This is a genomic window from Gardnerella vaginalis ATCC 14018 = JCM 11026, from assembly GCF_001042655.1.
GTDB lineage: Bacteria > Actinomycetota > Actinomycetes > Actinomycetales > Bifidobacteriaceae > Bifidobacterium > Bifidobacterium vaginale.
In genome coordinates this window covers 1224325-1249811 of sequence record NZ_AP012332.1, presented here as the reverse complement: position 1 = coordinate 1249811, position 25487 = coordinate 1224325, and the positions used below count along the sequence as shown (strand labels likewise).

The following is a 25487-nucleotide window of genomic DNA, read 5'->3' as shown; positions in this document are numbered from 1 at the left end:
TAATCCCTAAAACCGTTGAAAAATATGGCTTGGGGGGGGGGGGGGGTACTATAGGCTTTTTTGATTTAAACATATGTTATTTGACTTCAAAAAAATTTTTAAATTGTTATAATAACCTAACAAAGATAGCTTGCGATTTTATAAACGTGCGCTATGAAAATTTTAAATTAGCGTTGTTGAAAATTTGCATTTTGCATGTCTATAGGCGGGCATGCGAATCTGCCTCGTTATCGGATTACTAAGTGAAAGAAGTATATCATGGTATCAAAATCCAGAAAGCATGCGAATACTGTGAAGTTAGATGCTGTAGTAAGTAAAGCGATTGAAAAGGCTGTTGATATGCGTAAGGTGGCTGCTCTTTCGGCTGGCGCTGCTGGCGTAATTGCTGGCGCTGCGATTGCTTTTGGCGCAACTCCTGCAATGGCTGTGGAGGCTAATGTTGCTCCTGTTAATACGAATGATTCTACAAAGGAGCAGAATTTAGTTGCTAAGAAGAATGCTGAGGCTGAGGGCTCTAAGGATTCTGATAAGACTGCGACCGAAACTACTAAGAAGGATGATGCTTCTAAGATTGAGGATTCTAAGAAAGCTGAGCCTTCTGCGGCTAAGAATGATCAGGCTGATAAGAAGGTTGCTACAGACAAGAATGTTGCCGAGACTCAGGATAACAAGTCTAAGACCGAACAGAATTTAACTAGCAGTAAGAATGCTTCTGTGCAGTCTGTAGTAAAGACTGATGGTAAGAAGCAAATTGAGAATAATGCTGAGCAGAAGAAAATCGCTGAGCAGAATACTGCGAGCACTGAGTCTGTAGATAGTAAGACCACTACCAATAAGACTCCTGCAACTGATAAGACTAATGCAACCAGTCGCACCACTGCGGAAAATAGCGCCCCTGCAGAAACTACTGTAAAGAAGAGTCGTTCAAAGCGTTCGATATATGAAAATAAGCAACCTGAGACTCCTGCAAGCACAGTAGCTCAGGGAGAAGATCGCGCTGGTGCAGAGCACAATCCTGATGAGGTAGCTTTTTCCAAAAACCTGCCAAATATTTATGGTTGGGCAACTCCTAGCAACACGTTTGATGAGAATCTTGAAAAGCAGCAAGTTGTGTACCATTTGCCAAAGAGTGCGGATGGTAAGACGGTTGTACGCGTAGTAATTCTTCCAGATTCAAAAGATAGTATTAATACTGATGATCCTGAAGCTTACAAGAAAATCATCGAATTTGATTCTGCTCGTGTAGATGAAATGCACCAAAGCTATTCCGGAATTTACGAGTTAAAGACGAATACTGACGGTAGTGTGGACTTGGTTATGAAGCAGCCATTCAGGGATGGCGGCATATCTTCGGGTCAAGGCTATTGTGCAAATCGCTCAATCTTCTTGTATTATGATAAGGATAATTTGCAGCATGATCAAACATCTAATAACTTCCGTGTTGCAACGCTTGTTCCGCCAAAAACAGCAGGATCAATTGTCTTAAAGTATGACGAGAGGTTGTCGGCAGATAAAGTACGAGAAGTTCTTCACAATGCAGTAAATCTTCCTACTGAACATAAGTCTGGTAGCAGTGTAGCTGATCAGCTTGTTGCTCAAAGTAAGTCAGCGGGTGTTGGTTTACGTGTTGATGAAAGCACTGTTAATAACACTCCAGATACGGTAGATGCAAAAATTCCGCAGGGCATGGGTTCTTATGACGGAGCTATGTTTGGAGAAATTAATAAAACTAATGATAGTGGAGATTACTCATTTGGCGAGCGAAAGCTTAAAACGTATCTTGTAACAGATTTGGGAATGAAGTCTCCGGAAATACCTCTTACTGTAGTGCGCTATAGCACTCGCATTGAGAAGCCGGTTGTGGATACAGTTGATTTTAGCAAGCTTACAGAGGATCAAAAGACTCAAATCAGAAAGAATCTTGCAAAACTTAACGGCGTATCTACCGACAAAGTTACGTTTGACAGCAGTGGTACTGCGACAATCGACTTCGATGGCTTGAGTCCGCAAGATGATCCAAAGATTCCTTTGAGTGACTTAGTGCTTACAAGAGTTTCTACTGATAAAGTTGCAATTCCAAGTGATTCTGAAAACTCTAAGGTTAAGGCAGTGGTTGTTGCTAATCCTTTGGGCTATTCGCAAGCTGAGTTGAAGCAAATCAAGAAAGCTATTTACGAAGCTAATAAAGACAATCAAGAGCTTGGTTTAAGTGCAAAAGACTACGAAAAGCAGATTTCGCTTGGTTGGCTTACTGGAGATACGACTGCAAGTGGTGGTCAGAACACGGGCATTTCCAACGGTATGAATGAAAATAAAATTACCGTTACTATCAGAACCGATAAAGCATATGCTCAGTTTGAGTCCGACATTCAGAAGCATGAGCTTACGCGTTTGATTGATTTGCGCAAGGATTACACACTTAGCTGGGATGCTAGCAATAACAAGATTAGTGGGCGCACAAGCGACGAAGGTCTTGCTTGGATGGAAGAAGGAAAGACGCTTGTTTATCGTTACGATCCAGATAAGGGCGAACAAATCAATACGCAAGCCGTACTTGGTTTATTGAAAGCTACTGTAAAGTCTGATGTGAAGACTGATAACCCACAGTTGCGAGAGAATCTTCTTGGAACTGAGATTGATACTGTTAAGCGAGAAGGTTCGAACGGGCAAGCTAGACGTACTCACAGGTCTTACACGGTTGACGACAAAGGAGAGCCAATTGGTGTTCTAAATCTTGTTAAGCTTAATGGTAGTAGCTATGGCGGTTTTGCAAAACCTGTTGATAACTCCAACAAGAAGATGGGTGACGAGCAGTCAAGTGTAGGCGACTTTACGTTTGACGATGACAGCAAAAAGGTAAACGTTGCTGGTAAAACAGGCAAATTCATGCTCGGGCGCTTGTTTATTGAGCCTTATAGCTTGTATTACTACAACTACGTGTATGGCGAGAACAAGTATAATTTGCGCAATACTCCTAAGGGTATCAACGTGGTGTTTGTACCGCAGACGAAGAATAAGAAGGATGATCTTTCTAAGTCGATTGGCGATCACAAGCTTGCTGCTGACAAGAAGACTCCAACCGAGTCTAAGTATTACAACGCGTCTGCTGAGAAGAAAGATGCGTACGATAAGGCGCTTGATGCTGCTAAAAAAACGCTTGAAAAAGTTGGTAACAAAACTGATGCTGATTTAACCGAAGAGCTTAAGGCTGAGGTTGATAACGCGACTATTACTTTGAATAAGGCGCGCGAGGCTCTTGATGGTGATGCTACCAAGAAGGAAGAGCTGAATAAGTCGATTGAAGCCAATGGTAAGGCTCCAGAAGGCGCTACTGCTGCAACTCCTGGTACGGTAACTACTGATAAGTATAAGAATGTTACTGATCAAGCATTCCAGACCGACGATGGAAAGCCTGATACCAAGAAGAATGAAGCAGCTAAGGCTGCTAAAAAAGCTTATGATGATGCGCTTGCTGAAGCTGAGAAAGTAAAGGCTGACGACAACGCCACACAAAAGGCTGTTGACGATGCCAAGGCAAAGCTCGATGCTGCGCGTAAGGAGCTTGATAAGTACACCACTAACAAGGATAAGCTTAACGCTGCTATCGCTGAGCATGGCAAGGTGAATACGGGCGATGCTGATAAGCAAGGCGACGAAAAGCTCAAGACCGCCGACCCAACCTACCAGAACTCTACGTCGGATGAGCGTACAGCTTACGATAACGCTGTAAAGAAGGCAAACGAACTTTCTAAGGATCCAAACGCTTCTCAAAAGGATGTAAACAAAGCTATTGAGGATCTTAAGAAAGCTAAGGATGCGCTCGACAAGAATGCAACAGACAAATCTCCTCTTGACGCTGCCGTGCAAAAGAGCTTCGATAATCCTGATCCAAATGACGACAGCAAGCAGAGTGTATTCTATAAGAATGCAAAGAATAAGACTAATGACACTGCTGCTCAGCAAGCTGTTAAGAATTACGATGACGCTTTAAAGAAAGCTAAAGACGTCCTCGCAAACGACAAAGCCACCAAGAAAGATGTTGAGGACGCCAAGAAAGCGCTTGAAGCTGCTGAAACCGCACTTCATTCCGACAAATACTCTACCGATAAAACCGATCTTGGCAAAGCGCTTGCAGACAACTTCAGTGGCTATCTAATGCCAGCCTATTTCAATGCGTTTGATAAGGCGCAGGCTGATGGTCAGGATTCTCAGGCTGCGAAGGACTTTAAAGCCTATAACGACGCTTACCACGCTGCAAAAGATTTGATGACGGAGCTTAATAAGCCGAATAGTACGGTAACGCAAGACGAGGTTAACAAAGTTAAAGACCAGCTTATCGCCGCGCGTAAGATTATCGACACCTACGCAACGGACACTTCTAAGCTTTCTGCAGCTGCATTTAATGACATTGCTATAAAGTTTAGCCCTGCGTACCAGAACTTGAAGGCTCTTGCCGAAAAGGAAAATCCTAGTGAAGCAGAAAAAGCTGATGTAGAAGCTGCTAAGAAAGCTAAGAAGGCTTATGACGATGCAGCTGAAAAGCTACATAATGCGATTACTAACAAGCTTCCAAAGGATCAAGCAAATGGTCAGGATATTCCTGATAGCAATATCCCGAAGAAAGATGGCGACCCTAACGATAAGGACTACCTGAAAGGTATTCAGGCGCACAAGAACGGTGAGCCTCTGAACAGGGATGTTGACACAATCCTTAAGGAAATGAACGAAGCAGCGAAGGCACTGGATAAGTTTGCGACTAAGACCGATAAGCTGCAGGAATCCATCAACAAGGATACCGATACTCAGCACGATCCAGCGTATAAGAATGCTAAGGATCCGCACAAGCTGGGTACTGATGGCAATGAAGATACTTCTGGATACAATGACATCAAGCAGAAGGCTAAAGACTACGACGATGCGCTTACTGAGGCTAAGAAGCTCTTGACGAATCCAACCGCTACCCAGGCGCAGGTGGATGCGGCTCTTAAGAAGCTTGATGAGAAGCGTGACGCTCTTAAGGCTCAAGATACTAACGTTGAAGCACTGAAGAAGAGTGTTGATAAGAACGGTAAAGACGCATCGGGTACTGAGCAGGCTGTTGAAGGCACAAAGGATTCCGACGCATATCGCAACGCATCTGATCCTCACTTCTTAACTGCTGATGGCAAGCCTGATGACACCAGGAACAACGCTGCTAAGGAAGCCAAGAAAGCCTACGACAAGGCGTTAGCCGAAGCTCAGGAGTTGCTCTCAAAGCACGATGATACTAATACGCCTCTCGACGCTAAGCCAACTCAGAAGCAGATTGACGATGCTTTGACAGAGCTAAATAAGAAGCGTAAAGCGCTTGATGATTACAAGACGAACGTCGATGCGCTTAAGACTGAGGCAGAAAAGTCTAAAGCAGACACCGCGCAAACCGTCGGTGAAAACGACTTCGAGAACACGCCAGAGTTCAAGAACGCAGACGCTAAGAAGGGCGAAGGTAACAAGGACAATGACGATGTTACTGCTTACAAGGATGCACTCAAGAAAGCACGTGAACTTGTAAAGGCTGCAACTGATTCAGGCAAGAAGAACAGTGAACGCCCAACGCAGAAGCAGGTTGACGAGGCGCTTGAGGCTTTGAAGAAGGCAAAGCAAACTATTACTGATGGTTACAAGACCAATCTTGATGCGCTAACCGCTGCTAAAGATTTTGCGAATGGTGACTTTAAGAAGACTCCTGAGTATAAGAATGCGTCAGCTCTTAAAGATGACTCCTCTGATACGCAGAAGCAATCCAAGGCTAAAACTGATGTTGGAGCTTTGGATGAGACCACTGAAAACAGTGCTTTGAAGAAAGCTAAGGACATCATTGATAATCCAACTGGCAAGACTCAGAAGGAAGTTGATGATGCTCTTAAGACCCTACAAGCAGCCATGGATACAGTTACCAACGGGTACAAGACTGTTGTTGATCCTCTTGAAAAGGAGGTTGGCGACAAGGATGCTACAGGCAAGCCTATAACTCCTCCATTCGAGGAGTCGATTCCGTACAAGAATGCTCTGTATAAGAAGCAATCCGAAACTGGTAATGATGCAACGGCTGATACTTCTGCCACCAAGAAGCTTCAAGATTATAACGAGAAGTTTAAGGCTGCGCAGGATCTTATTAACAAGGTGAATAATCCAGATCCGAATGCTGATTCAGATAAAAAGCCAACTAATGCTGATGTTAAGACAGCTTTGGAAGCCTTGCAAAAGGCAAAGAAAGCTATCGATGACGCTTTTACGACCAGCGCTAAGGATTTGAAGGATGAGTCTGCGAAGTCTACTGCTGACGGAGGCACAGTAGCGGATGCTGACTTTGAGGCTACTACTGAGTTCAAGAACGCTGATTCTAAGAAGGCTGAAGACGGCAAGTCAGATAATGCTGACATCTCTGCTTATAAGGAAGCGTTGAAGAAAGCTAGGACTTTGCTTGAAAAGTTCGGTGATGACAATAAACCAAAGTCTGATGCTAAGGATGTTCCAACCCAGAAGGAAGTTGACGAGGCTCTTAAGAAGCTGAAGGAAATCAAGGATAAGATTCTTGCTGACTACAAGACCAGTTCTACTGAGCTTCAGCAAGAAGTTGACAAGTCTAAGGATGGAGATAAAGACACTAGAGATGACGTGTTCGAGAACACTCCTGCGTTCAAGAACGCGACTGCTAAGGGTGATGAAGATTCCAAGAAGGCTCTTGAAGACTATAACACGAAGCTAAAGACTGCTAGGGATCTTCTTAAAGCTTTCGATCGTACTACTGGCAAGCCGAAGACCAAGCTTCCAGAAGGCGTAACAACGGTTCCAACTCAAAAGCAGCTTTACGATGCTCTAGATGCATTGCAAGCTGCTAAGAAGAAGATTACTGAAGGCTATAAGACTGATAAGTCTGATTTGAATACTGAGGCTGGTAAGGATTCTGACTTTACTAAGTCTCCTGAGTATCAGAATGCTGCAGGAAGCTCAGAGGCTGAGGCTTATAAGCGCGCATTGGATGAAGCTAATGCAGTTCTTAAGAACCCTAATGCAACTCAGGCTGAGGTTGATGAGGCTTTGAAGAAGCTCCAGGATGCTAAGCAGAAGCTTACTGATTCACACAAGACCGATAAGTCTGATTTGAACACTGAGGCTGACAATGATCCTGATTTCCGTAAGTCGATTCCGTTCATTATTGGTAAGGCTGCTGATTTGGCGGAGTATCAGCAGGCGTTGAATGATGCTGATAGTGTGCTTAAGGATCCTAATGCTACTCAGGATCAGGTTAATCAGGCTCTTCGTAGGCTTCGTGATGCTAAGCAAAAGTTGATTGATGCTTATAACAGACTTATTAATAGTGGCAGTGGTGTTGGTGACAATACTGGTGTTGGTGTTAATGATTCGAATACTACTAGTGTTAATAATGTTGTTGATAAGAGTGCTTTGCAGGCTGAGGTTGATCAAGCTCTTGGTGATGTTTCAGCTAATGCTAGTGGCGTAGTGGCTGATTCTAACTTGGTCAGTGAGTTTAATGCGGCTTTGAATTACGCTCGTTTAGTGTTAGCGGACGCGAATGCTACTCAGGGGCAGGTTGATTCGGCGTTGGCTCGTTTGCGTGCTGCGCGTGCAGCTTTGCGCGAGGGTATGCTCGCAGCGCGTAATTCTGCTGGAGTGAATCTTAAGCGTGGTGACGTGAGTGGTGTTAATACTGGCGCTAGTTCCTCGGTGTTTGCTGCTTTGGCTGCGGTGTTTGCTGGGCTCGGAGTGGCTGGTGCTGCGTCTAAGCGTAGGAAGCATTCGGCTCGTTAGTTTAATCTGTAGCAGTGTGTGCTGCTGCAACGTAGTGTAGATTAATGGCTTGGGGATAGTTTCTTCAAGCCATTAATTATTTGGTGTTGCGCACTATTCCTTACTTGGTATTGCGCGACATTCTCTGTTTACTGTTGTATGAGGGCTGGGTGTTTCTGCGCTCGCGCGGATTAGCCGCGCTCACGTCTTCGCCGCATGTAAAGTCCACTGGACTTTACATTTAAGCGGCTCAGCGAATCGAGGTGACTTCTCGCGCGCTATGCAGCTCGAAGTCGTCGATTCGCACAACGCTCCGCCTATTACGTGTAGTCTAGAGTTGCGGTTGTTCCGTTTTGTCTTTGATTTTGTTTTTGTGTTGAGGTTTGTTTGTAGTGGTTGATCATTTGGATTATTTGGTATCGGCTGCCGCTCTTATATTGTTCGACCAAGAATCACCCAGCCCTCTTACAAGTCTGAACAATTGCGTATCACTTAATCATCGAGATTCTCGATTTTTCTTGCTCTCTCAGCGAGTCACCATCTAGCGACGCTGAGGCTCGCTTCGATAGCTGCGAAAAATCTCGAATCTCTACCTAGTTTGGCGTAATCATGTAGTGCGATTGTACCGAGTTTACGACGTGTCGTGTCGCTCGCGCAGGTTAGCTGCGCTCACGTCTTCGCCGCACGTAAAGTCCACTGGACTTTACGTTTGAGCGGCTCAGCGCTCCGAATTACCTTTTCGCGCTACGCTTTAAGCGAAAAGGTAGATTGGAGCGCAAATTCGGGAAATGTGAATGTGTTGTGTGCGTATAGCGCAAATCGTGGTGTTTAATCGCTTTAGCGACTAGATTATAAAAGTTGGGCAAATAAGCTTAAACGCGCATCAATTAAGCAGTGCCAACAAGTAAGCCAGATGTGTCGCAAAGGAGGATTAGTGACTGAGTGCAACACTTTAGCGAATCGCCACGCATCCAATCCGTGCGAGAGCAAGAATGCACACAAGAATGAGCGTGATAAAGAGCGCAATAACGAGTTCAATAGTATGCTCGTGGTTGCGCGCGCAAAAAATCGCGTCGGCAGAGGCACAACTTGCGCAAAAGTGATTCTTTTTGGCGAACACTCGGTTGTTTATGGCTACAGCGCAGTAGCGCTTCCACTGCAAAATCTTAAGATGCACGCAACAGTAACAAGTGCACGAACACTCAACGACACAAGCGCCACAGCAGACGAAGGCAAAAGAGCAGAATTATGCGATTCAGCAGAAGACCTTAGCTGCCAGATGCAAAACCTCATAACACTTAAAGCATTAGGATTTGATGGTCTTTTACGAAGCGCACCTGCGCGATTCGCGTCGATTAAAACCGCAATACAAGAGGCATTACGTTTCGCCAATTGGCAGGGCGAAGCATTGCAAATAGAAACCGCTTGCGATTTTCCGCCAGAGCGAGGATTGGGGTCTTCGGCGGCAGCGGCAGGAGCAGTGATCCGCGCAATACTCGACTACTACAGTATTAATGCCAGCGATGAAAAACTATTCGAGATTACGCAAGACGCAGAACGCGTTGCGCACGGGAAAGCATCTGGATTAGACGCCACAGCAACCAGTGCGATGCTGCAGCAGCCAGTTCGCTTCTTGGATGGCAAATTTAGCCGAATGAGCATAAGCCCAACAATACGCGCTTGGATTGTGCTAGCTGATTCGGGATTCAAAGGAACAACAAAAGTAACAGTAGAAGCATTACGCAAAAAACGCGATAGCCAGCCGAAAATCGTAAATGCACTTTTGCAAGAGCTTGGTCAAATCGCTCTTAATGCAGAGAATGATTTAGAGTTTGGCAATATACAAAATATTGGATCGAGCATGACTCGTGCTCACAAAATTCTTGCGGAATTAGGTATAAGTACGCCATTTTTAGACGCTCTAGTTAAAAATGCTTGCGAAAATGGTGCTTTAGGAGCAAAGCTTACAGGCGGAGGCGGAGGTGGATGCATTATAGCCATTGCGCAAAGTCAGGAGGATGCGTCTAAAGTAAGCATAGCGCTTAAAAACGCTGGAGCAGCTAGAACGTGGATTGTAGAAATCGGGCAATAATCATAACTAATTCGTTAGTATGCTTTAAAAACGCTTTAAAGACTAAAGACTTAAGAAAGGATACGCGTGGAAAACGTTGAAATTGAGCCAAAAATAGCGTTTAATGTGCTTGATGATATTGATTCGTTTAATAACAGTAATCACGGAGCCGCTTTTACAGCTACAGCAAACGCAAATATTGCGCTAATCAAATATTGGGGGAAACGAGATGAAACTCTGATTTTGCCATATACTTCCTCATTATCTCTGACTTTAGACGGATTTTCCACAACAACAAAAGTACGATTTGATGATTGCCTAGAGGCAGACTCGATTTGCTTAAACGGAGTAAACTTTACAGGCGATTTACTCCAAAGTTCAGAGCGTGCACGAATAGTAAAAATGCTAGATATTGTGCGAAAAATTGCTGGAATTAAGAGCAAAGCACAAGTCGTAAGCGTAAACACAGTTCCAACAGCCGCAGGATTAGCTTCTAGCGCATCTGGTTTTGCGGCACTTGCGTCTGCAGCATCATACGCCGCAGGATTAAACCTAAGCCCACGCAACTTATCGATTCTAGCTCGCAAAGGATCTGGATCAGCATGCAGGTCGATTTACGGCGGATTAGTATTATGGAACGCTGGCACAAGCGACGAAACGTCTTACGCAGAGCCAATCGAAACACCAGAAGAGCTTCAACTCGCAATGGTAACTGTTATTTTAAACTCTAGTAAAAAGAAGATTTCAAGCCGTGAAGCAATGCGACGCACAGTAGAAACATCACCAATCTACGCAGACTGGATCAAAAACTGCAAAAAAGACCTAAATACGGCGTTATCAGCTATCAAAAATTGTGATATTCAAGCATTGGGAGAAGTGTCGGAGAGAAACGCTTTAGGAATGCACGACGCAATGCGTGCCGCTGCTGAAAGCGTAAACTATTTAACAGATGAAACGCATGTTGTGCTTAACGTTGTGCGAAAAATGCGCGATGAAAGCGGATTTCCTGTTTGGTCTACAATGGATGCTGGTCCGAATGTTAAAGTTTTAACTAGCGCGGAGCAAGTTTTGCGAGTTAAAAACGAGTTGAGTTTGCGCGTGTTGAGTGAGATTAAGCGTTTGCGCGAGTCGCAGGAATCGCCGTCATTTAGCAGCTTTGCGCAATCCAATCCGCAGTTTGTTATTGCACGCCCAGGAAGTGGCGTTAGCATACGGAGAGAATCATGACTAATGAGCAAGCTTTAGCGCCTGGAAAACTTTACATAGCAGGCGAATACGCTGTTGTAGATGGATGCGCTGCAATCGTAGCAGCTGTGAATCGTTATGTAAAAGTTACAGTTGACGATGACAACCTACTAATACGCGATAGCCATGGAAAAACGTATAACAGCTGCGACTTTAATAAAAACGAATCCGAAAAAAATAATCTTAAAAAACTAGATTTACCAACATTTTACGGAAAAATCACGAGTGAGTCTAAAAACTATAAGCCTCTTTATTGGAAGCGTGGAATCTTCGGCAGGGAATTTATTTTAGACGAAAAAGATGCAGAAGATATAACTATGAGCGCAAAAGACTCAACGGATGCTTGCGACTTGCCAGCGGAAAAGTCGCCAGCAACCAGCGATGAACAAAACCAAGATTCTCAAATAAAAAAATTAAAAAAAATCTATTCATACGTATTTTCCGCAATGCAAATAGTAGACGATTTTGCGCGCGAAACAAAAGAAGTAAAAAACGTTTTACTAGATGAAGGAAATACAGCCATAAACCTATACAATCTACAAATAGAAAGTGATTTAGACGATAAAAAAACAGGCAAAAAATACGGGCTTGGATCATCTGCAGCCGTAACGGTGGCGGCTGTGCGAGCGCTGTGCAAATGGTACGGATTAACGCTTACAACGCCAGAATTGTGCAAGCTAGCCATAATTGCATCGTCGCTAGTAAAAAAGTCAGGAAGCGGCGGAGACGTGGCAGCAAGCGCATACGGCGGATGGGTAATGTACCGCGCGTACAATCGCGAATGGCTTGAAGCAGAAATAGAAATGATTGAAAGTGGAGACTCAAGCCTACACAAGCTGCTTATAAAAAAATGGCCGCGATTTGAAGTAAAACGATTAAAAGTAGGCGCAGGCTTGCGACTCTTAGTTGGGTGGACGGGGAATCCTGCCAGCAGCGCAGAACTTGTTGGAAGTGTAAAAGCTGGAGTGAAGGCTGGCGATTTAACCGCGCACAATCCCTCTAAAACAAGCGCTAAGACTTACTCTAAAACATACGAAGATTTTTGCGTACAAAGCGAAAAATGCGTGCAAAAAATCGCAAATGCGCTAGAAAATGGGCGCATAGACGCGTTATTAAGCGGATTTGCGCGAAATCGTGCGCTGCTAAAAGATCTTGGCGAGATCACGGGAACATTAATCGAAACGCCAAAACTTACGCGGCTAATAGAAGTTGCCAATGGTGCAGGATTGCCGTCCAAAACAAGTGGAGCAGGCGGAGGAGATTGCGGAATCGCAATTGCGCGCGCGGAAGATTTTGATGCTGTGTTTGCTCGCATTGAAGAAGAATGGCAAAACAGCGGTATTGAGGCGCTTAATCTGAAAGTCGCAGAATTTGATGAAAGCGGCGACCTCTCGCTTATTGAACAGCGCAAAGACGATCACATAAAACTCGCGTGCGAACAATACGATGCGCACGCGGACGCTGGTTTTGAACACGTGCGGTTTATTCCAAACGCGCTGCCGCAATTGGCATTAAGCGATGTAGATACAAGTGTGAGCGTGTTTGACGAAAGCACAAAATGGGATACTCCGCTGTATATTAACGCAATGACTGGCGGCAGCAAAAAAGGCGAAAATATAAACGAGTCGCTAGCGAGGGTAGCTGCAAAAACTGGCTTAGCAATGGCTTCTGGCTCGCTAAGCGCAGCGCTTAAAAATCCGCGGCTTGCAGAAACATTCAGTGTGATTCGTCGCTTTAATCCGCAAGGATTTGTAATGGCGAATGTAAGCGCAGGAGCAAGCGCTGAGCAGGCAATTAAAGCTGTAGAAATTTTGCAAGCAAACGCGTTGCAAATCCACCTAAACGCGGCACAAGAGCTTGTGATGAGCGAAGGAGACCGCGATTTTAGTGCGTGGCTTAACAATATTGAGACAATTGTAAGCGCGCTTGATTCAATGAAAGTGCCAGTTGTTGTTAAAGAAACTGGATGCGGAATGAGCGCTCATGATGTGCTGCGGTTGAAAAATGTGGGCGTGCGTGCGGTGGACGTTGGCGGACGCGGAGGCACGAATTTTGTTGCGATTGAAAACGCAAGGCGTGGGCGTAAAAGCGACTACGAGTTCCTCGACTCCTGGGGGCTTACAACTGTCGAATCGTTGCTAGACATAGCGCAATGCGATGAGATTTTGTGCGAGCCGCGCGATTCATCGGATTCTTGCAATAGTGCGCGAATGCAAGTGTTTGCAAGCGGAGGAGTGCGTACGCCGCTTGATGTTGTGCGCTCATTGCGGCTTGGTGCAAGCGCTGTTGGAGTCGCTGGCGAGTTTTTGCACACGCTTATTAACGAAGGAGAAGATGCGCTTGTTGAGCAAATTGAGTCTTGGAAGGCGCAGATTCGTGTGATTATGGCGTTGCTTGGATGCAAGAATATTGAGGATTTGCGCGAAAATTCGCGGATTTTGATTGATGATAAGCCCTGTGTGATTTAATGTCGGGCGTAGTGATATACTTGTGTAGTTGTGCGTTCAAGCATGCTTATTTGTTTATGCGATTTAGCGTCGGTTAGTCGCGTGGGCGGTTTGCGTGGGTGAGCGACGCAAGACTTGCAAGTCAAAGAAAATAGGAGTCCAATTATGGCAGCTCGTTGCGCAGTATGTGGCAAGGGACCGCAAACCGGTTTCAGCGTTTCACATTCGCACATCCGCAATAAGCGCACCTTCCGCCCGAACCTTCAGCCGGTTCGCACCACCATTGATGGCGAAAATGTTCGCCTTCGTGTGTGCGTAAAATGCATTAAGGCAGGCAAGGTTCAGCGCGTTGAGGCGTGAATCGCGTGTTAGATGTAAGGCCCTGAGCAGTGCTCGGGGCTTTTTTGTTTCCCTATTTTTCGCTTAAATCGTAGCGCAACGATTATAATCGAAGTATGGCAGCACGCATAACACTAAACACAGCAATATCGTCAATCGTAAGCAACAAGAGACGCGCGTCTGCTCTAAAATCGCTAGGTGTAATCACAGTAAAAGACGCGCTAACATACTACCCGTTTAGAGTCACAAATCCGTTAAAACGCGCGCATTTAAGCCAAATTTTGCCAGGTCAAGAAGTGGCGTTCTCAGCGACAATACAATCTATAAACATAGTGCAAATGGCAGCGCGACGAGGATATCGGCTAGAAGTAAACGTAGCGCAAGATGCGGCACAAGCACAGATTGTGTATTTTTCAAAGAACAGACAATACGTGCAATGGGTTAGTGGCAGAATTGCAGTAGGACAAACCGTTGTTGTAGGAGGCACAAGCGGCGAGTTCAATGGGAGACTACAGTTTACACATCCGCAGATTCTAACTGTTCGAGCAAAGAGTGCTGAAAGCGATGATTCTGCTTATAATACTGATGTGCGCGTGCAAAACAGCGATGATTTTTCTGTGCAAAGTGTAGAAGATGGGATTGAAAAACTTTGCGCGCCACAACCGATTTACCACGCAAATTCTAGAATATCTAGTGAACATATTCACGAGACGATTTTAGGATTATTGCGACTTTTTAAGACTTGCGATTCTAGCGATTTTAATGTTGATACTACAGGTGTTGCTGATACAAATGTTCCTGATACAAATGTTCTTTCAGATGTTTTGCCAGACGTTCTGCCACAATTCGTCACAAACAGTAGAAACCTAATGCACCGCGCGGCAGCATTCGAATCAATCCACAATCCACAAAACAAAAACGACTTTGAAAACGCAATACACACAATGCGCTACGAAGAAGCATTCATATCACAAATAGCAGTTTTGCAATCACGCAAAAAATCAGGGGAAAATAAGGCATACACGTGCGAAAACAGCGAGCTAAGAAAACACTTTGAAGAAAGCCTACCATTCGAGCTAACAGAAGGACAAAAAAACGTTATTAGCGAAATAACAGCAGATATGCAAGGCGAATCTCAAGCAACCGAGGAGTCCCCATTAAAACCAATGCGTCGTCTTTTGCAAGGAGAAGTCGGCTCTGGAAAAACAATAGTAGCAATGAGCGCAATGCTACAAGCCGTAGGATCAGGACACCAAGCGGTACTAATAGCCCCAACACAAGTATTAGCATCACAGCATGCCACAAACCTACAACAGATGATTGAGCGTGCAGGGATAAACGTTGAAATAACGCTCATAACAGGCGGAATGAAGCTAGCCAGCAGACGAAGTGCACTAGCAAAAGTAGCAAGTGGAGAGCCAGCGATTATTGTGGCAACACACGCAGCTTTCTCCGCAAGCTTTAAACCAACAAACCTAGCGCTGGTGATAATCGACGAACAGCACAGATTTGGCGTAGAACAACGAGACACACTATTACGCAAGATAAGCGGAAACGCGGTTCCACACTTGTTAGTCATGACAGCCACACCAATACCGCGATCCGCAGCAATGACATGGTTTGGAGACCTAGACGCATCCTATTTAACAGAGCTTCCAGGCGGACGCAAACCAATCCGCACTTTTGTAATAAACGAAGAAGACTCGCATAAGATGGCATCCATGTTCTACCACATTCGCTCCAGAATCGATGCAGGAGAGCGAGCATATGTTGTATGTGCTCGAATAGACAGTGAAGACAGTGAAGAAAACAACGATAATACTTACAATACTTACAATAATGCTGATGCGATCTACCAAGAAAACCAAGACTCATACACTCTAAATTCACAAAATACCCAAAATACACAAATTGCTCAGCGAGAAGTCCACACAGTTTTACAAATATCAAAACGCTTACAAAACCTACCACAATTCAAAGGCGTAGAATTCGCACAACTAACAGGTCGTACAAGCGACGAAGAAAAACGCGAAATAATGCACAAATTCGACAGTGGACAAGTACAAATCCTAGTTTCCACAACGGTTATAGAAGTCGGAGTAGACGTAGCAAAAGCCAGTTGTATAGTGATTTTCGACGCAGACCGCTTCGGACTAGCACAACTACACCAGCTCAGAGGACGAGTGGGACGTTCAGGCACACAATCCTGGGCTTTCCTAGTGTCAAACGCACCAAACAATCAGTTAGCAGCTGAACGTTTACAAGTAGTAGAAAACTCGTTAGACGGCGCCATAATAGCCCAAAAAGACCTAGAATTAAGAAACGTTGGAGACGTTCTAGGAGACAGTCAGTCAGGTGGAAAATCCAGTCTAAAACTATTAAGAGTAGTAAAAGACGCAAAAATCATTGCAGAAGCAAGAGAGGACGCAAACACGCTACTAGAACACGACCCGACCTTACTAGAACATCCACAAACCGCCGGAGCAGTTTTAGACTTTACACAAGGTAGCAGCACAGCAATACTAAGCAATTAGATTAATGAAATCAGATTCATGAAACACAAATTGCCCAAGTAGTTTTGTACAAAAATCGCTTTTAATAGGCTAAAAGCACTATTAAAAGCGGCTGATAACGATTAAGCACCCAGACGCCAAATAAAAAAATAAACGCCAAATAAAAAATAATATAATAAAAAATAATATATATTTTCACAATAAACGTGCGAAAAAAACAATTTTTGAATATCCTAGATATATAGAAAGGTAAAATCGCGAGAGATGAGGCAAAGATGACTGAGCGCGAACAACAAATTCTATCGTGGATTCAACAGAACCCTATGATTAGTCAGCAAGAACTTGCAGACCTAGCAGGAATAACAAGATCAGGCGTAGCTGCACACATTTCCAATCTTATTCGCAAAGGATACCTTAGAGGAAAAGGATACATAGTCACACCACCTAGCTACGTAACAGTAATAGGCGGAATAAGCATGGACGTGCTGGGAATCGCGTGCGGAGACCTAATGGACTACACTTCAAACGCTGCAAAAGTACGATACGCGCTAGGCGGAGTCGGACGAAACATAGCCGTGGCACTAGAAAGAATGAACACACGAGTAAGCCTAGTATCCGTGTACGGCGGCGACCACAACGGAGAATTATTCAAAGTCGACGCGTCTGTAAACGGATTAGAAATAGGATACTCAAAGCAGCTACCAGATGCAATGACAGCATCATACATGTATGTAGGAGACGCATCGGGGCAAAGGCTTTTAGCACTAGACGACATGAGCATCTACGATTACATGACACCAGACTTCTTGCGCGAAAGAATATCGATAATAGAAAACGCAGACATAGTTGCACTAGATACCAACATTTCACAAAAATCCTTCGAATGGGTGTGCGACAACTATCACAGACCAATAATGGTGCGCGCAATAACCGATGCAAAAGCTCCACGAATACTTTCCAGACTACACTGCATAGACACACTCATATTAGACACAGCCGAATCGCAGGCGTTAACAGGCATTTGTGCGGTAGACGAAAAATCTGCAGTAAGATGCGCTAAAGTATTGCTAAAACGCGGAGTTGGGCATGTGTTTGTTAACTCGGGGCGCGAGGGAGTAGCGTATGGCGTAGCGGACGAGGGAGTAGCGTTCTATCCCGTACCGCTAAAACGTGTACAAAGAATGATTGTTGCGCACGGAAACGGTGGAGAAGGCGTGCGCGCGGTTGGCAACGACAATGGTTCAAGCGATGCTGCTACAGCGGCGTTGATCTATGCTAGGTATAATCATTTTGATAACACGAAGACAGGGCGATTCGCTGTAGCCGCCGCAGCTCTTAACACGGAATCGGTAGAAGCTGTGCACGAGTCGATGACTCCAGAGCTTGTAATGGAGAGAATGGAAAACATTCACGAGCGCGTGTAAATACCAAATCTCTATCTTTGGTGTTGAGCAAAAAATTAGCCTGAGAATGGTGCGCAAAATATGATTTCTGCAACATTCTCAGGCAATTATTAAAAGAATGAAAACGAATGAATTAGATTAGTGAATCACTCGCAATCTTCTGGCTTAGGAATCAAGAACGAGCATGCAAACGCCAAAGCAAGTAGCACGATTCCAGCAACCATCGAAGCAATATATCCAGCTGATGCTCCAGCAGATTGTACAAAATTAGTCATAACAGCGTAAAGAATCGCAAAGCTCAAGCCTGCACCAAGATTAAACGCACCAGCATTCATTCCAGGCAAATATCCAGGATTATCCTTTGGCGAAAGCACAATTCCAAGACCGTTAAGCATAATGTTTGCAACGCCAGCATAGCTGATACCAAGCCACAAAGAAAGCACTACAAGCGACCAAACAGAAGGCGAGGCTGCAACATAAATTCCAAACACCACGCCAAGAACGCTCACAAGAATTCCAGCACGCAGCACAAGACGATACCCGAACTTTGCAGCAAGCATACCCGCAACAGGTCCAAACACGAAGCCGATGATTGCGTAAGGTGTAAGAGTTGCAAAGCTTACGATGTCCGCACCCATTCCAGCGCCAGCCTTAGCATCTTGAGCTAGCTGTGGAACAACGCCGTTCATAATTGCAAATACGCCAGTCATAGTAAGAAGTGTGCAAGAAAGCAAGCCCCAAGTGCGACGCTGACTCATATATTTTGTAGAAACAAGAGGAGCAGAGTTTTTGCCCTCTACGTTCCAGAACACTACAAAGAATACTACTGCAAGAACCACAAGACCTGCTACAAGACTCAAATTCGCGCCAGCAAGTTTACCAATCTCGTTGATAGCAAGATATGCTGCTAGGAATGCTATACCAAGGGTTACAACTCCAACCCAATCCATCTTTGGCGTATCTTGAGCATGGGATTCTTCAGCATAGAAAGCAACCAAAAGAACAGCGATTATACCAATGGCTGCCATAGTCCAGAATACGGATCTAAAGCCAAAGTTTCCTGCAAGCCAGCCGCCAAGAAGCGCATCAACGCCTGCAATACCGCCGTTCACAGAAGTCAGAATTGCCATTAGCTTTGCGTAGCGTTTTTCTTCGCTAACGCGCACGCGAAGCATAATCAAGCACATTGGTACAACAGGTCCGCTTGCTCCTTGAAGAATTCGTCCAATCATAAGAACTGTTACATTTGGCGCAATAGCGCTAACTGCACAACCCAAAATAGTGGAGATTAAAATTCCAGTAAGAACCTTTTTTCGTCCAACAAGATCAGCTAAACGCGGCAAGAACAGCGAGAATAATGCTGCTGCAGTAAAGAATACTGTTTGAGTTAAGGCGATTTGAGAATCCGTTGTTTTAAGCTCTCGAGTCATTGTTGCTAGAGCTGGAGAAAGCATAGATGCGTTAAGCTGGAATGCGAAAATCGCCACAAGCAGCGCTACCATAAGCGCTACGATTGATCGTCCACCCTTATCCAACATAGATGGTTTTTTAGATGAAACCTCAGTCATAATTAACCTCTATTTTCAATTACCTCAATTATTTCAATTCTTTTAAAGCGTCAATAATCAAATCCCAGAACTTGTTAAAGTCGAGTTTAGTTGCCACTTGAGTATGGCACTTGTCAGCCGATGGCTCTGGTCCACGCAAATCTGCTACCGTCATGCCAAGCGTCAAATCTCCCTTAATCTCAACGTCTACAGGGCATCTGCGAGTTTGTACAACGCTGTGATCTATCAAATATGCAACCGTGCAAGGATCATGAACTGGTGGGTCGATAAAGTCTTGGTTGTTCTTGTATGCCTTACGGAAGAAGTCCATCAATCCGCTTGCAAAAGCAGAAAGAGGCGTACCGATAGCGTCAATCCTAGCTTGTACTTCTGGAGTGCAAAGTGCCTGATGAGTTAAATCAAGACCAACCATTGTAATAGGCCAATCTTCATTAAACACAACGTGAGCGGCTTCAGGATCTACCTTAATGTTAAACTCTGCAACTGCGCTCCAATTGCCAACGTGATAGCCGCCGCCCATGAGAACGACTTCCTTAACTCGGCTAACGATTCGTGGCTCTAAGCGAACTGCCATAGCTATGTTTGTAAGAGGTCCAGTTGGTACAAGTGTGATCGTGCCTGGCTCATGACTCATTATTGTGTCAATAATCCAGTTTACTGCGTGTCCCTCATCTAAAGGACGAGTTGGCTCTGGCAAAGTCACTCCATCCAGGCCGGTTTCTCCGTGAACAGCAGCAGCAACTTCTAGAGGACGAATCATTGGGCGGTCGCAGCCTGCGTGAACAGGGATATTTGTAGCATGTGCCATTTCTAGAGTTGCTCGCGCATTGTAAGTCACCTTTTCTAGGCTTTGATTTCCGCCGACTGTTGTTACACCAAGCAAATCAATGTTTGGATTGCCAAGCGCTAGCAGAATAGCCATAGCGTCGTCATGACCTGGATCGCAATCTAGAATGATTGTGGTCATTTTAGCTCCTTAGTTGTTTAGTTATATGTCAGTTGTAGTTGGGATTTATATATTTTATGCTTAGGCTTTTTAGCGAACTTCATTGTTTAGCGTAGTTTGGGATAAATCGTCAGAAACCAGTGCTAAGCAACATTTGTTTATATAAATAAACAAATGACCGTTCCAAGTATATCAATAACAAAATTCGACACAAGTCTAAGTAATTTAAAATGATATGCTTAAAACATGCACGTAATTGCAGGAAGATTTAAAGGCACGCCATTATGCGCTGCAAAGTCATGTACAAGACCAACAACAGATCGCACAAAAGAGGCGATTTTTTCTAGGCTCGACTCATGGGGAGTATGCGATGGTGCTCGAGTACTCGACTTATTCGCTGGCACAGCGGCGTTAGGTGTAGAAGCGATTTCTAGGGGCGCAAGAGAACTCGTGTGCGTGGAAGCGAACGCAGCTGCGGCGGCGTTAATAACAAAAACTGTTAAAGTACTACAAAGTCAAGGCGCGTGGAGTGAAGATTTAAGCGCTCGCGTAAATAAAAGACGCGCAGAGCAGTTCGTACAAGACTACAGCGGTGAAGCGTTCGATTTGGTGTTTGTGGATCCGCCGTACGCATTAGAGACAGAGCAAGTTGAGCTTTTGATTGAGAATATGGTCAGTAAGGGCGTTGTAAGTGCCGCAGCTGACACGCTTATTGTTTTAGAGCGTAGCGCGCGCAGTGTTGCGCCTAAGATTTGTGCTGGGTGGGAGATTTTCGACACGCGCAACTATGGCGAAACTGCTGTTATGTTCATTCAATCTACTAATTGACCTTTATTCGCGTTTAGAGCGTGACCAAGTGCGGTAGAGATTCGAGATTTTTCGCCGCTATCGAGGCGAGCCTCAGCACCGAAGGTGGTGACTCGCCGAGAGAGCAAGAAAAATCGAGAATCTCGGTGATTAAGTGATACGCAATTGTTCAAGCATGTAAGAGGGCTGGGTGATTCTTGGTCGAACAATATAAGAGCGGCGCCGATACCAAATAATCCAATGAGCCACCACTACAAACAAACCTCAACCCAAAAACAAAATCAAAGCCAAAACGGAACAACCGCAACTCTAGACTACACGCAAGAGGCGGAGCGTTGTGAGACAAGAATTAGCCAGCCCTCACGCAACATCAAGTAAGAAATCGCGCTAGCGCAGCTAAATTTTACAGGTTGGCGCGCTTTGGCGAATCGCCAGAAACCTCCCACCCAAGGCTAATCAGCGTTTTTCTATCTTGCTTACTAAGCGACTTGCAATCAAGTTTCTCAATTAAATCTGGTCTAATCTGGCTCGTGCGCGCTAGTGCATCATCTCTGCGGAAGCGATCCACTTTAGTGTGGTCGCCCGAAGTAAGAATCGCAGGCACGCTAATATCGCGCCAAGTTGTGGGACGAGTGTATTGGTGATGCTCAAGAATCGCATCCGCGCCAGTGTACGACTCTTCAACAATCGACTCTGGGTTACCCATAAAGCCTGGAATCAAGCGCGTAATGGCCTCTACCATAACGCTAACAGCCACTTCGCCGCCGTTAAGAACGTAGTCGCCAATGGAATATTCGCGCACATCTACTCCGCGCGATTGATAGTATTCTGGGATTCGCGCGTCATAGCCTTCGTAGCGTCCGCACCCAAATACAAGTCGCTTTGCGCTTGCTAATTGGGTAGCGTCTTTTTGCGAAAACAGTGGGGCAGAAGGGTTTGGGAGGATTAGAACTGTGCCGTTATCGCCAATATCGGCTTTGTTATCGTCATTATCGGCGTCATCTCCATTATAAAGCAGCTCATCAAGGCATTCCGCCCACACTTCTGGCTTCATCACCATTCCAGCGCCGCCACCAACTGGCGTATCATCAACCGATTGATGAACGTCATGCGTCCATTTTCTAAGATTATACGCGTTGATTTTAAGCAAGCCATTATCTTGCGCTTTACCAAGCAAGCTCAAATCTAGCATGCGAAAATATTCAGGGAACACGGAGATTATGTCGATTTGCATTTTATAAAGCCTTTAAGCTTAAATCATGTGTTTTAGATTCCTGGGATTAATCCACCTGGAGGATCTAAAGTTAAATATTTTTCTTTAAGATTAACTTCTGGAACCAGTGCTTGAACGAAAGGCACTAGCGCAGTTTTATCATCGCCAACAGGAGTTGAAAGTCGGATTTTAAGCAATGATTGAGCACCATCAATAACGTCTACGACTTTGCCGATTTCACGCGGCGCAACTCCAAGTGAATTATTCTCACAAATGCGCGCGCTAAGACCCACCAAATCCTTAATATACCAAGCATTTTCTTGCTCTAACTCTTGCGCGCTTTGAGCCTTAGTGTAAAGCTCTAAACCGTTTAAGGCCTCTGCATCGTTGCGATTTAGACTTTGTTCAAAAAGCAAAATCCAACGGCTTTTAAACGTTCGCGCAGACTCGATTGTAAACTCGCGCTCGCCGTCTTGCGTGTAAAGCACATTGCCTGCTTTAAAGCGCTCATAAGGTTCGTCGGTAAAAATTTGGACAGTGACTTCGCCTTTTAGTCCTTGCGCTTTTCCAATACGACAAACCCTCAGTAGGTTGTTTGAACCTTGCTGAGGGTTGTCAAAAAGTTGGTTTTTAGCCACGTTCAATCTCACTTACGTACGTCCATAATGTCTACGCGAACGTTGTGGCGGCTTAGAGCCTGTACAACAACGCGAATGGCATTAGCGGTACGACCGTTTCTTCCAATAACTCTACCGATGTCTTCTGGATTTACGCGCACGCGCAAGAGTTCGCCGCGAGCGTTTTCATGAGAACGCACGGACACGTCATCTGGAAAATCAACGATGTTTTTAATGAGATGTTCCACAGCTTGAGCCAGCATAATTACTCAGCCTTTTCCTCGGCTTCAGCATCTGCTGCTGGAGCTTCTTCAGCTTCGTTCTTAGCGGCTTCTGCAGCAGCCTGAGCCTTTGCAGCGGCTTCGGACTTAGCAGCCTTAAGCTTCTGAGCTTCGGCTTCTACAGCCTCAACGCGAGCCTGTGCGTCTGGACCAGCTTCGCCAGTCTTCAAAGTGCCTTCTGCACCTTCAAGACCCTTGAACTTCTGCCAATCGCCAGTAATCTTTAGCAGCTTCAACACTGGTTCGGTTGGCTGTGCGCCAACGCCAAGCCAGTACTGTGCGCGGTCAGACTTAATCTGAATCAAAGATGGCTGCTTGTTTGGATCGTAGATGCCGATCTCTTCGATGGACTTGCCGTTACGCTTGTTGCGCGAATCAGAAATTACAACGCGATAGAAGGCGTAGAACTTCTTGCCCAATCTCTTAAGACGAATCTTGGTTGCCAAAATGGCTCTCCTTATAACTAGAGTCGTAGAATTTCGCTCGGGTGTGGGGCACTCCTTGCGAGTTCCACTGTTCCTCGCGTGGTCGATAAGAGGGCTTCGATTCACGCGAATAACTTTTCTATTATGACTGATTGCGTGGACTAAGCATTTTGCCAAGAATGTTGCTCAAACTGGCGTGTTGAGCTACAAATTCGGGCTAAGACGTGGGCGTCTTTTCCTTGCTTAACGTTGCGTGAGGGCTGGGTGTTTCTACGCTCGCGCGTTACATCGCGCTCACGCCTTCGACGCACGTAAAGTCCACTGGACTTTACGTTTAAGCGGCTCAGCGAATCGAGGTGACTTCTCGCGCATTATGCAGCTCGAAGTCGTCGATTCGCACAACGCTCTGCCTCTTGCGTGTTGTCTGGTGTTGCGGTTGTTCCGTTTTGGCTTTTATTTTGTTTTTGGTTGAAGTTTGTTTGTAGTGGTTGATCATTTGGATTATTTGGTATCGGCTGCCGCTCTTATACTGTTCGACCAAGAATCACCCAGCCCTCTTACATTCTTGAACAATTGCGTATAGCTTAATCGCCTGAGATTCTCGATTTTTCTTGCTACTTCAGCGAATCACCATCAAAGATGCTGAGGTTCGCTTCATTCGCTGCGAAAAATCTCGAATCTCTACCTGACTTAGTGGGGTATTGTATGCAAAGAGCATAGTTATTCGCGCGAAGAAGGCGGTGACTAGATGTGGATTGAAACGCAAACGATTAACGCAAAGTGGTCGCTTCCATCCACGCGAATCGCGCGTTGCTCTGTGGCTATAGCGTTGCATCCTGTTGATTTTACTAGCACATGGTCAAGTGCAAGATTCGGCCATTTTTGCCACGTTGGCCAAGTCTTTAGTCGCTTGCCGATTTGCATTGATGCGTCTAAAAAGCCTGATTTTAGTAGCGCTCTAAAGCTTGGGTGGTCTGGAGTAGAGTTTAAGTCTCCGCCGATTATTTTGACTTTTTTGACGTCTTTGACGTTGTTTTCATTGTGATTTTCGCCGATTTTTGCAAGCGCCATTATTCCGCTGCTCCAAGCCGCACATCCGCGCATAGGCGACTTTGGATGCGCCGAAGCGAATGTTATTAAAAGATTTTCCGCGGATGAGTCGCGAGTAACCGCCGTAACGATTGGAACGTTTGCTGCATCAATCTTAATAGACTTACCAAAAGATTTAACATTGCTTAGTCGCGTATAAATCGCGTTAAAGCCGCCATTTTCATGTCCGTTCGCGCTTCCCAATTGCACATGTGCAAAATCGCGCTTAATCCCAAGTTTTTCAAGGTTTTTTACAAGTTTTTTGCTTACTTCTTGTAAAAGAATCGTATCGATTTTATGCGTTTTTGCTAACTTTATTATTTGACTTGCGTTTGCGCGACCATATCTGCAATTAAGCGTCATAACGCGGATTTCTCTCGATTTTTCTAGTGATAATTCTGGCGATTTTTCCTGTTTTATTCGCCGCAATCTTACTGCCCAATACGGCGTATACGATTTTAAAGAGATTACGAATAACAGCGCATATGCTACGCACAAAAATAAATAAGATTTATAAAATTCATTTTGCGATCGTGTTGCAACTGCAGCCACAGCGCTGACGACTAGCCCAAGCGCAGCGCAAAACGGTGCAATTGGAAGCAATGCAATAACATATGGCAGTGGCTTTAGTCTATCCGCTCCAGCTGGCAGCCACCTAAGTAGCTGCCAAGCTAGAAGCAAAACAAGTGCAACAAGTAAAATCGCAAGTAAAATAGCGTAAATCATCTACTG

Annotated in this window: 15 protein-coding genes; 8 read left to right on the top strand and 7 right to left on the bottom strand. The window is 45.0% G+C overall.

The annotated features are described in order from the left end of the window. Nucleotides 1–258: 258 nt before the first annotated feature. From GAVG_RS04865 to GAVG_RS04835, 7 genes are all read left to right on the top strand, one after another. Complete coding sequence (locus GAVG_RS04865) at nucleotides 259–7812, top strand: FIVAR domain-containing protein (protein ID WP_009994851.1); 7554 nt, start codon at nucleotides 259–261, stop codon at nucleotides 7810–7812. A 913-nt stretch (nucleotides 7813–8725) separates the two neighbouring features. Then, nucleotides 8726–9883, top strand: a complete 1158-nt coding sequence (gene mvk / locus GAVG_RS04860; RefSeq protein ID WP_009994852.1) for a mevalonate kinase — start codon at nucleotides 8726–8728, stop codon at nucleotides 9881–9883. Nucleotides 9884–9949: 66 nt separating this feature from the next. Further along, nucleotides 9950–11089: a diphosphomevalonate decarboxylase gene (mvaD, locus tag GAVG_RS04855; RefSeq protein ID WP_009994853.1), complete on the top strand. Its 1140-nt coding sequence runs from the start codon at nucleotides 9950–9952 to the stop codon at nucleotides 11087–11089. Beyond that, nucleotides 11086–13575 carry a type 2 isopentenyl-diphosphate Delta-isomerase gene (gene fni, locus GAVG_RS04850; RefSeq protein WP_009994855.1) on the top strand — a complete coding sequence of 830 codons (2490 nt, stop codon included), beginning with the start codon at nucleotides 11086–11088 and terminating at the stop codon, nucleotides 13573–13575. The genes mvaD and fni overlap by 4 nt, the downstream gene beginning before the upstream one ends. Nucleotides 13576–13719: 144 nt before the next feature. Continuing rightward, on the top strand, nucleotides 13720–13914 hold the full coding sequence (rpmB, locus tag GAVG_RS04845; protein ID WP_004105392.1) for a 50S ribosomal protein L28: 195 nt from the start codon (nucleotides 13720–13722) through the stop codon (nucleotides 13912–13914). A gap of 95 nt (nucleotides 13915–14009) precedes the next feature. Then, nucleotides 14010–16427, top strand: coding sequence for an ATP-dependent DNA helicase RecG (locus tag GAVG_RS04840; RefSeq protein ID WP_009994858.1), 2418 nt, complete (start codon nucleotides 14010–14012; stop codon nucleotides 16425–16427). 254 nt (nucleotides 16428–16681) lie between these two features. After that, nucleotides 16682–17830, top strand: coding sequence for a PfkB family carbohydrate kinase (locus GAVG_RS04835; protein ID WP_004113479.1), 1149 nt, complete (start codon nucleotides 16682–16684; stop codon nucleotides 17828–17830). Nucleotides 17831–17955: 125 nt separating this feature from the next. Here the strand turns inward: GAVG_RS04835 and uriT are convergent, their stop codons facing one another. Together uriT and uriH are read right to left on the bottom strand one after the other, a co-directional pair. Further along, complete coding sequence (uriT, locus tag GAVG_RS04830) at nucleotides 17956–19377, bottom strand: uridine transporter UriT (RefSeq protein ID WP_004114561.1); 1422 nt, start codon at nucleotides 19375–19377, stop codon at nucleotides 17956–17958. A 28-nt stretch (nucleotides 19378–19405) separates the two neighbouring features. Continuing rightward, nucleotides 19406–20344, bottom strand: coding sequence for a uridine-preferring nucleoside hydrolase UriH (gene uriH, locus GAVG_RS04825; RefSeq protein ID WP_004113476.1), 939 nt, complete (start codon nucleotides 20342–20344; stop codon nucleotides 19406–19408). 225 nt (nucleotides 20345–20569) lie between these two features. On the opposite strand from uriH, the gene GAVG_RS04820 reads away from it, so the two are divergent. Next, entirely contained in the window at nucleotides 20570–21151 is a 582-nt protein-coding gene (locus tag GAVG_RS04820) for an RsmD family RNA methyltransferase (protein ID WP_004117328.1), read from the top strand. Nucleotides 21152–21533: 382 nt separating this feature from the next. On the opposite strand, the gene trmD is transcribed toward GAVG_RS04820, so the two are convergent. The 5 genes from trmD to GAVG_RS04795 form a co-directional block, all read right to left on the bottom strand. Beyond that, nucleotides 21534–22364 carry a tRNA (guanosine(37)-N1)-methyltransferase TrmD gene (trmD, locus tag GAVG_RS04815; RefSeq protein WP_009994860.1) on the bottom strand — a complete coding sequence of 277 codons (831 nt, stop codon included), beginning with the start codon at nucleotides 22362–22364 and terminating at the stop codon, nucleotides 21534–21536. Between the two features lie 32 nt (nucleotides 22365–22396). Continuing rightward, on the bottom strand, nucleotides 22397–22981 hold the full coding sequence (rimM, locus tag GAVG_RS04810; RefSeq protein ID WP_009994861.1) for a ribosome maturation factor RimM: 585 nt from the start codon (nucleotides 22979–22981) through the stop codon (nucleotides 22397–22399). 8 nt (nucleotides 22982–22989) lie between these two features. Further along, nucleotides 22990–23223, bottom strand: coding sequence for an RNA-binding protein (locus GAVG_RS04805; RefSeq protein WP_004113470.1), 234 nt, complete (start codon nucleotides 23221–23223; stop codon nucleotides 22990–22992). Nucleotides 23224–23225: 2 nt separating this feature from the next. Continuing rightward, nucleotides 23226–23687 carry a 30S ribosomal protein S16 gene (rpsP, locus tag GAVG_RS04800; RefSeq protein WP_004114571.1) on the bottom strand — a complete coding sequence of 154 codons (462 nt, stop codon included), beginning with the start codon at nucleotides 23685–23687 and terminating at the stop codon, nucleotides 23226–23228. 723 nt (nucleotides 23688–24410) lie between these two features. Then, complete coding sequence (locus tag GAVG_RS04795; protein ID WP_009994865.1) at nucleotides 24411–25481, bottom strand: endonuclease/exonuclease/phosphatase family protein; 1071 nt, start codon at nucleotides 25479–25481, stop codon at nucleotides 24411–24413. Nucleotides 25482–25487 lie beyond the last annotated feature (6 nt).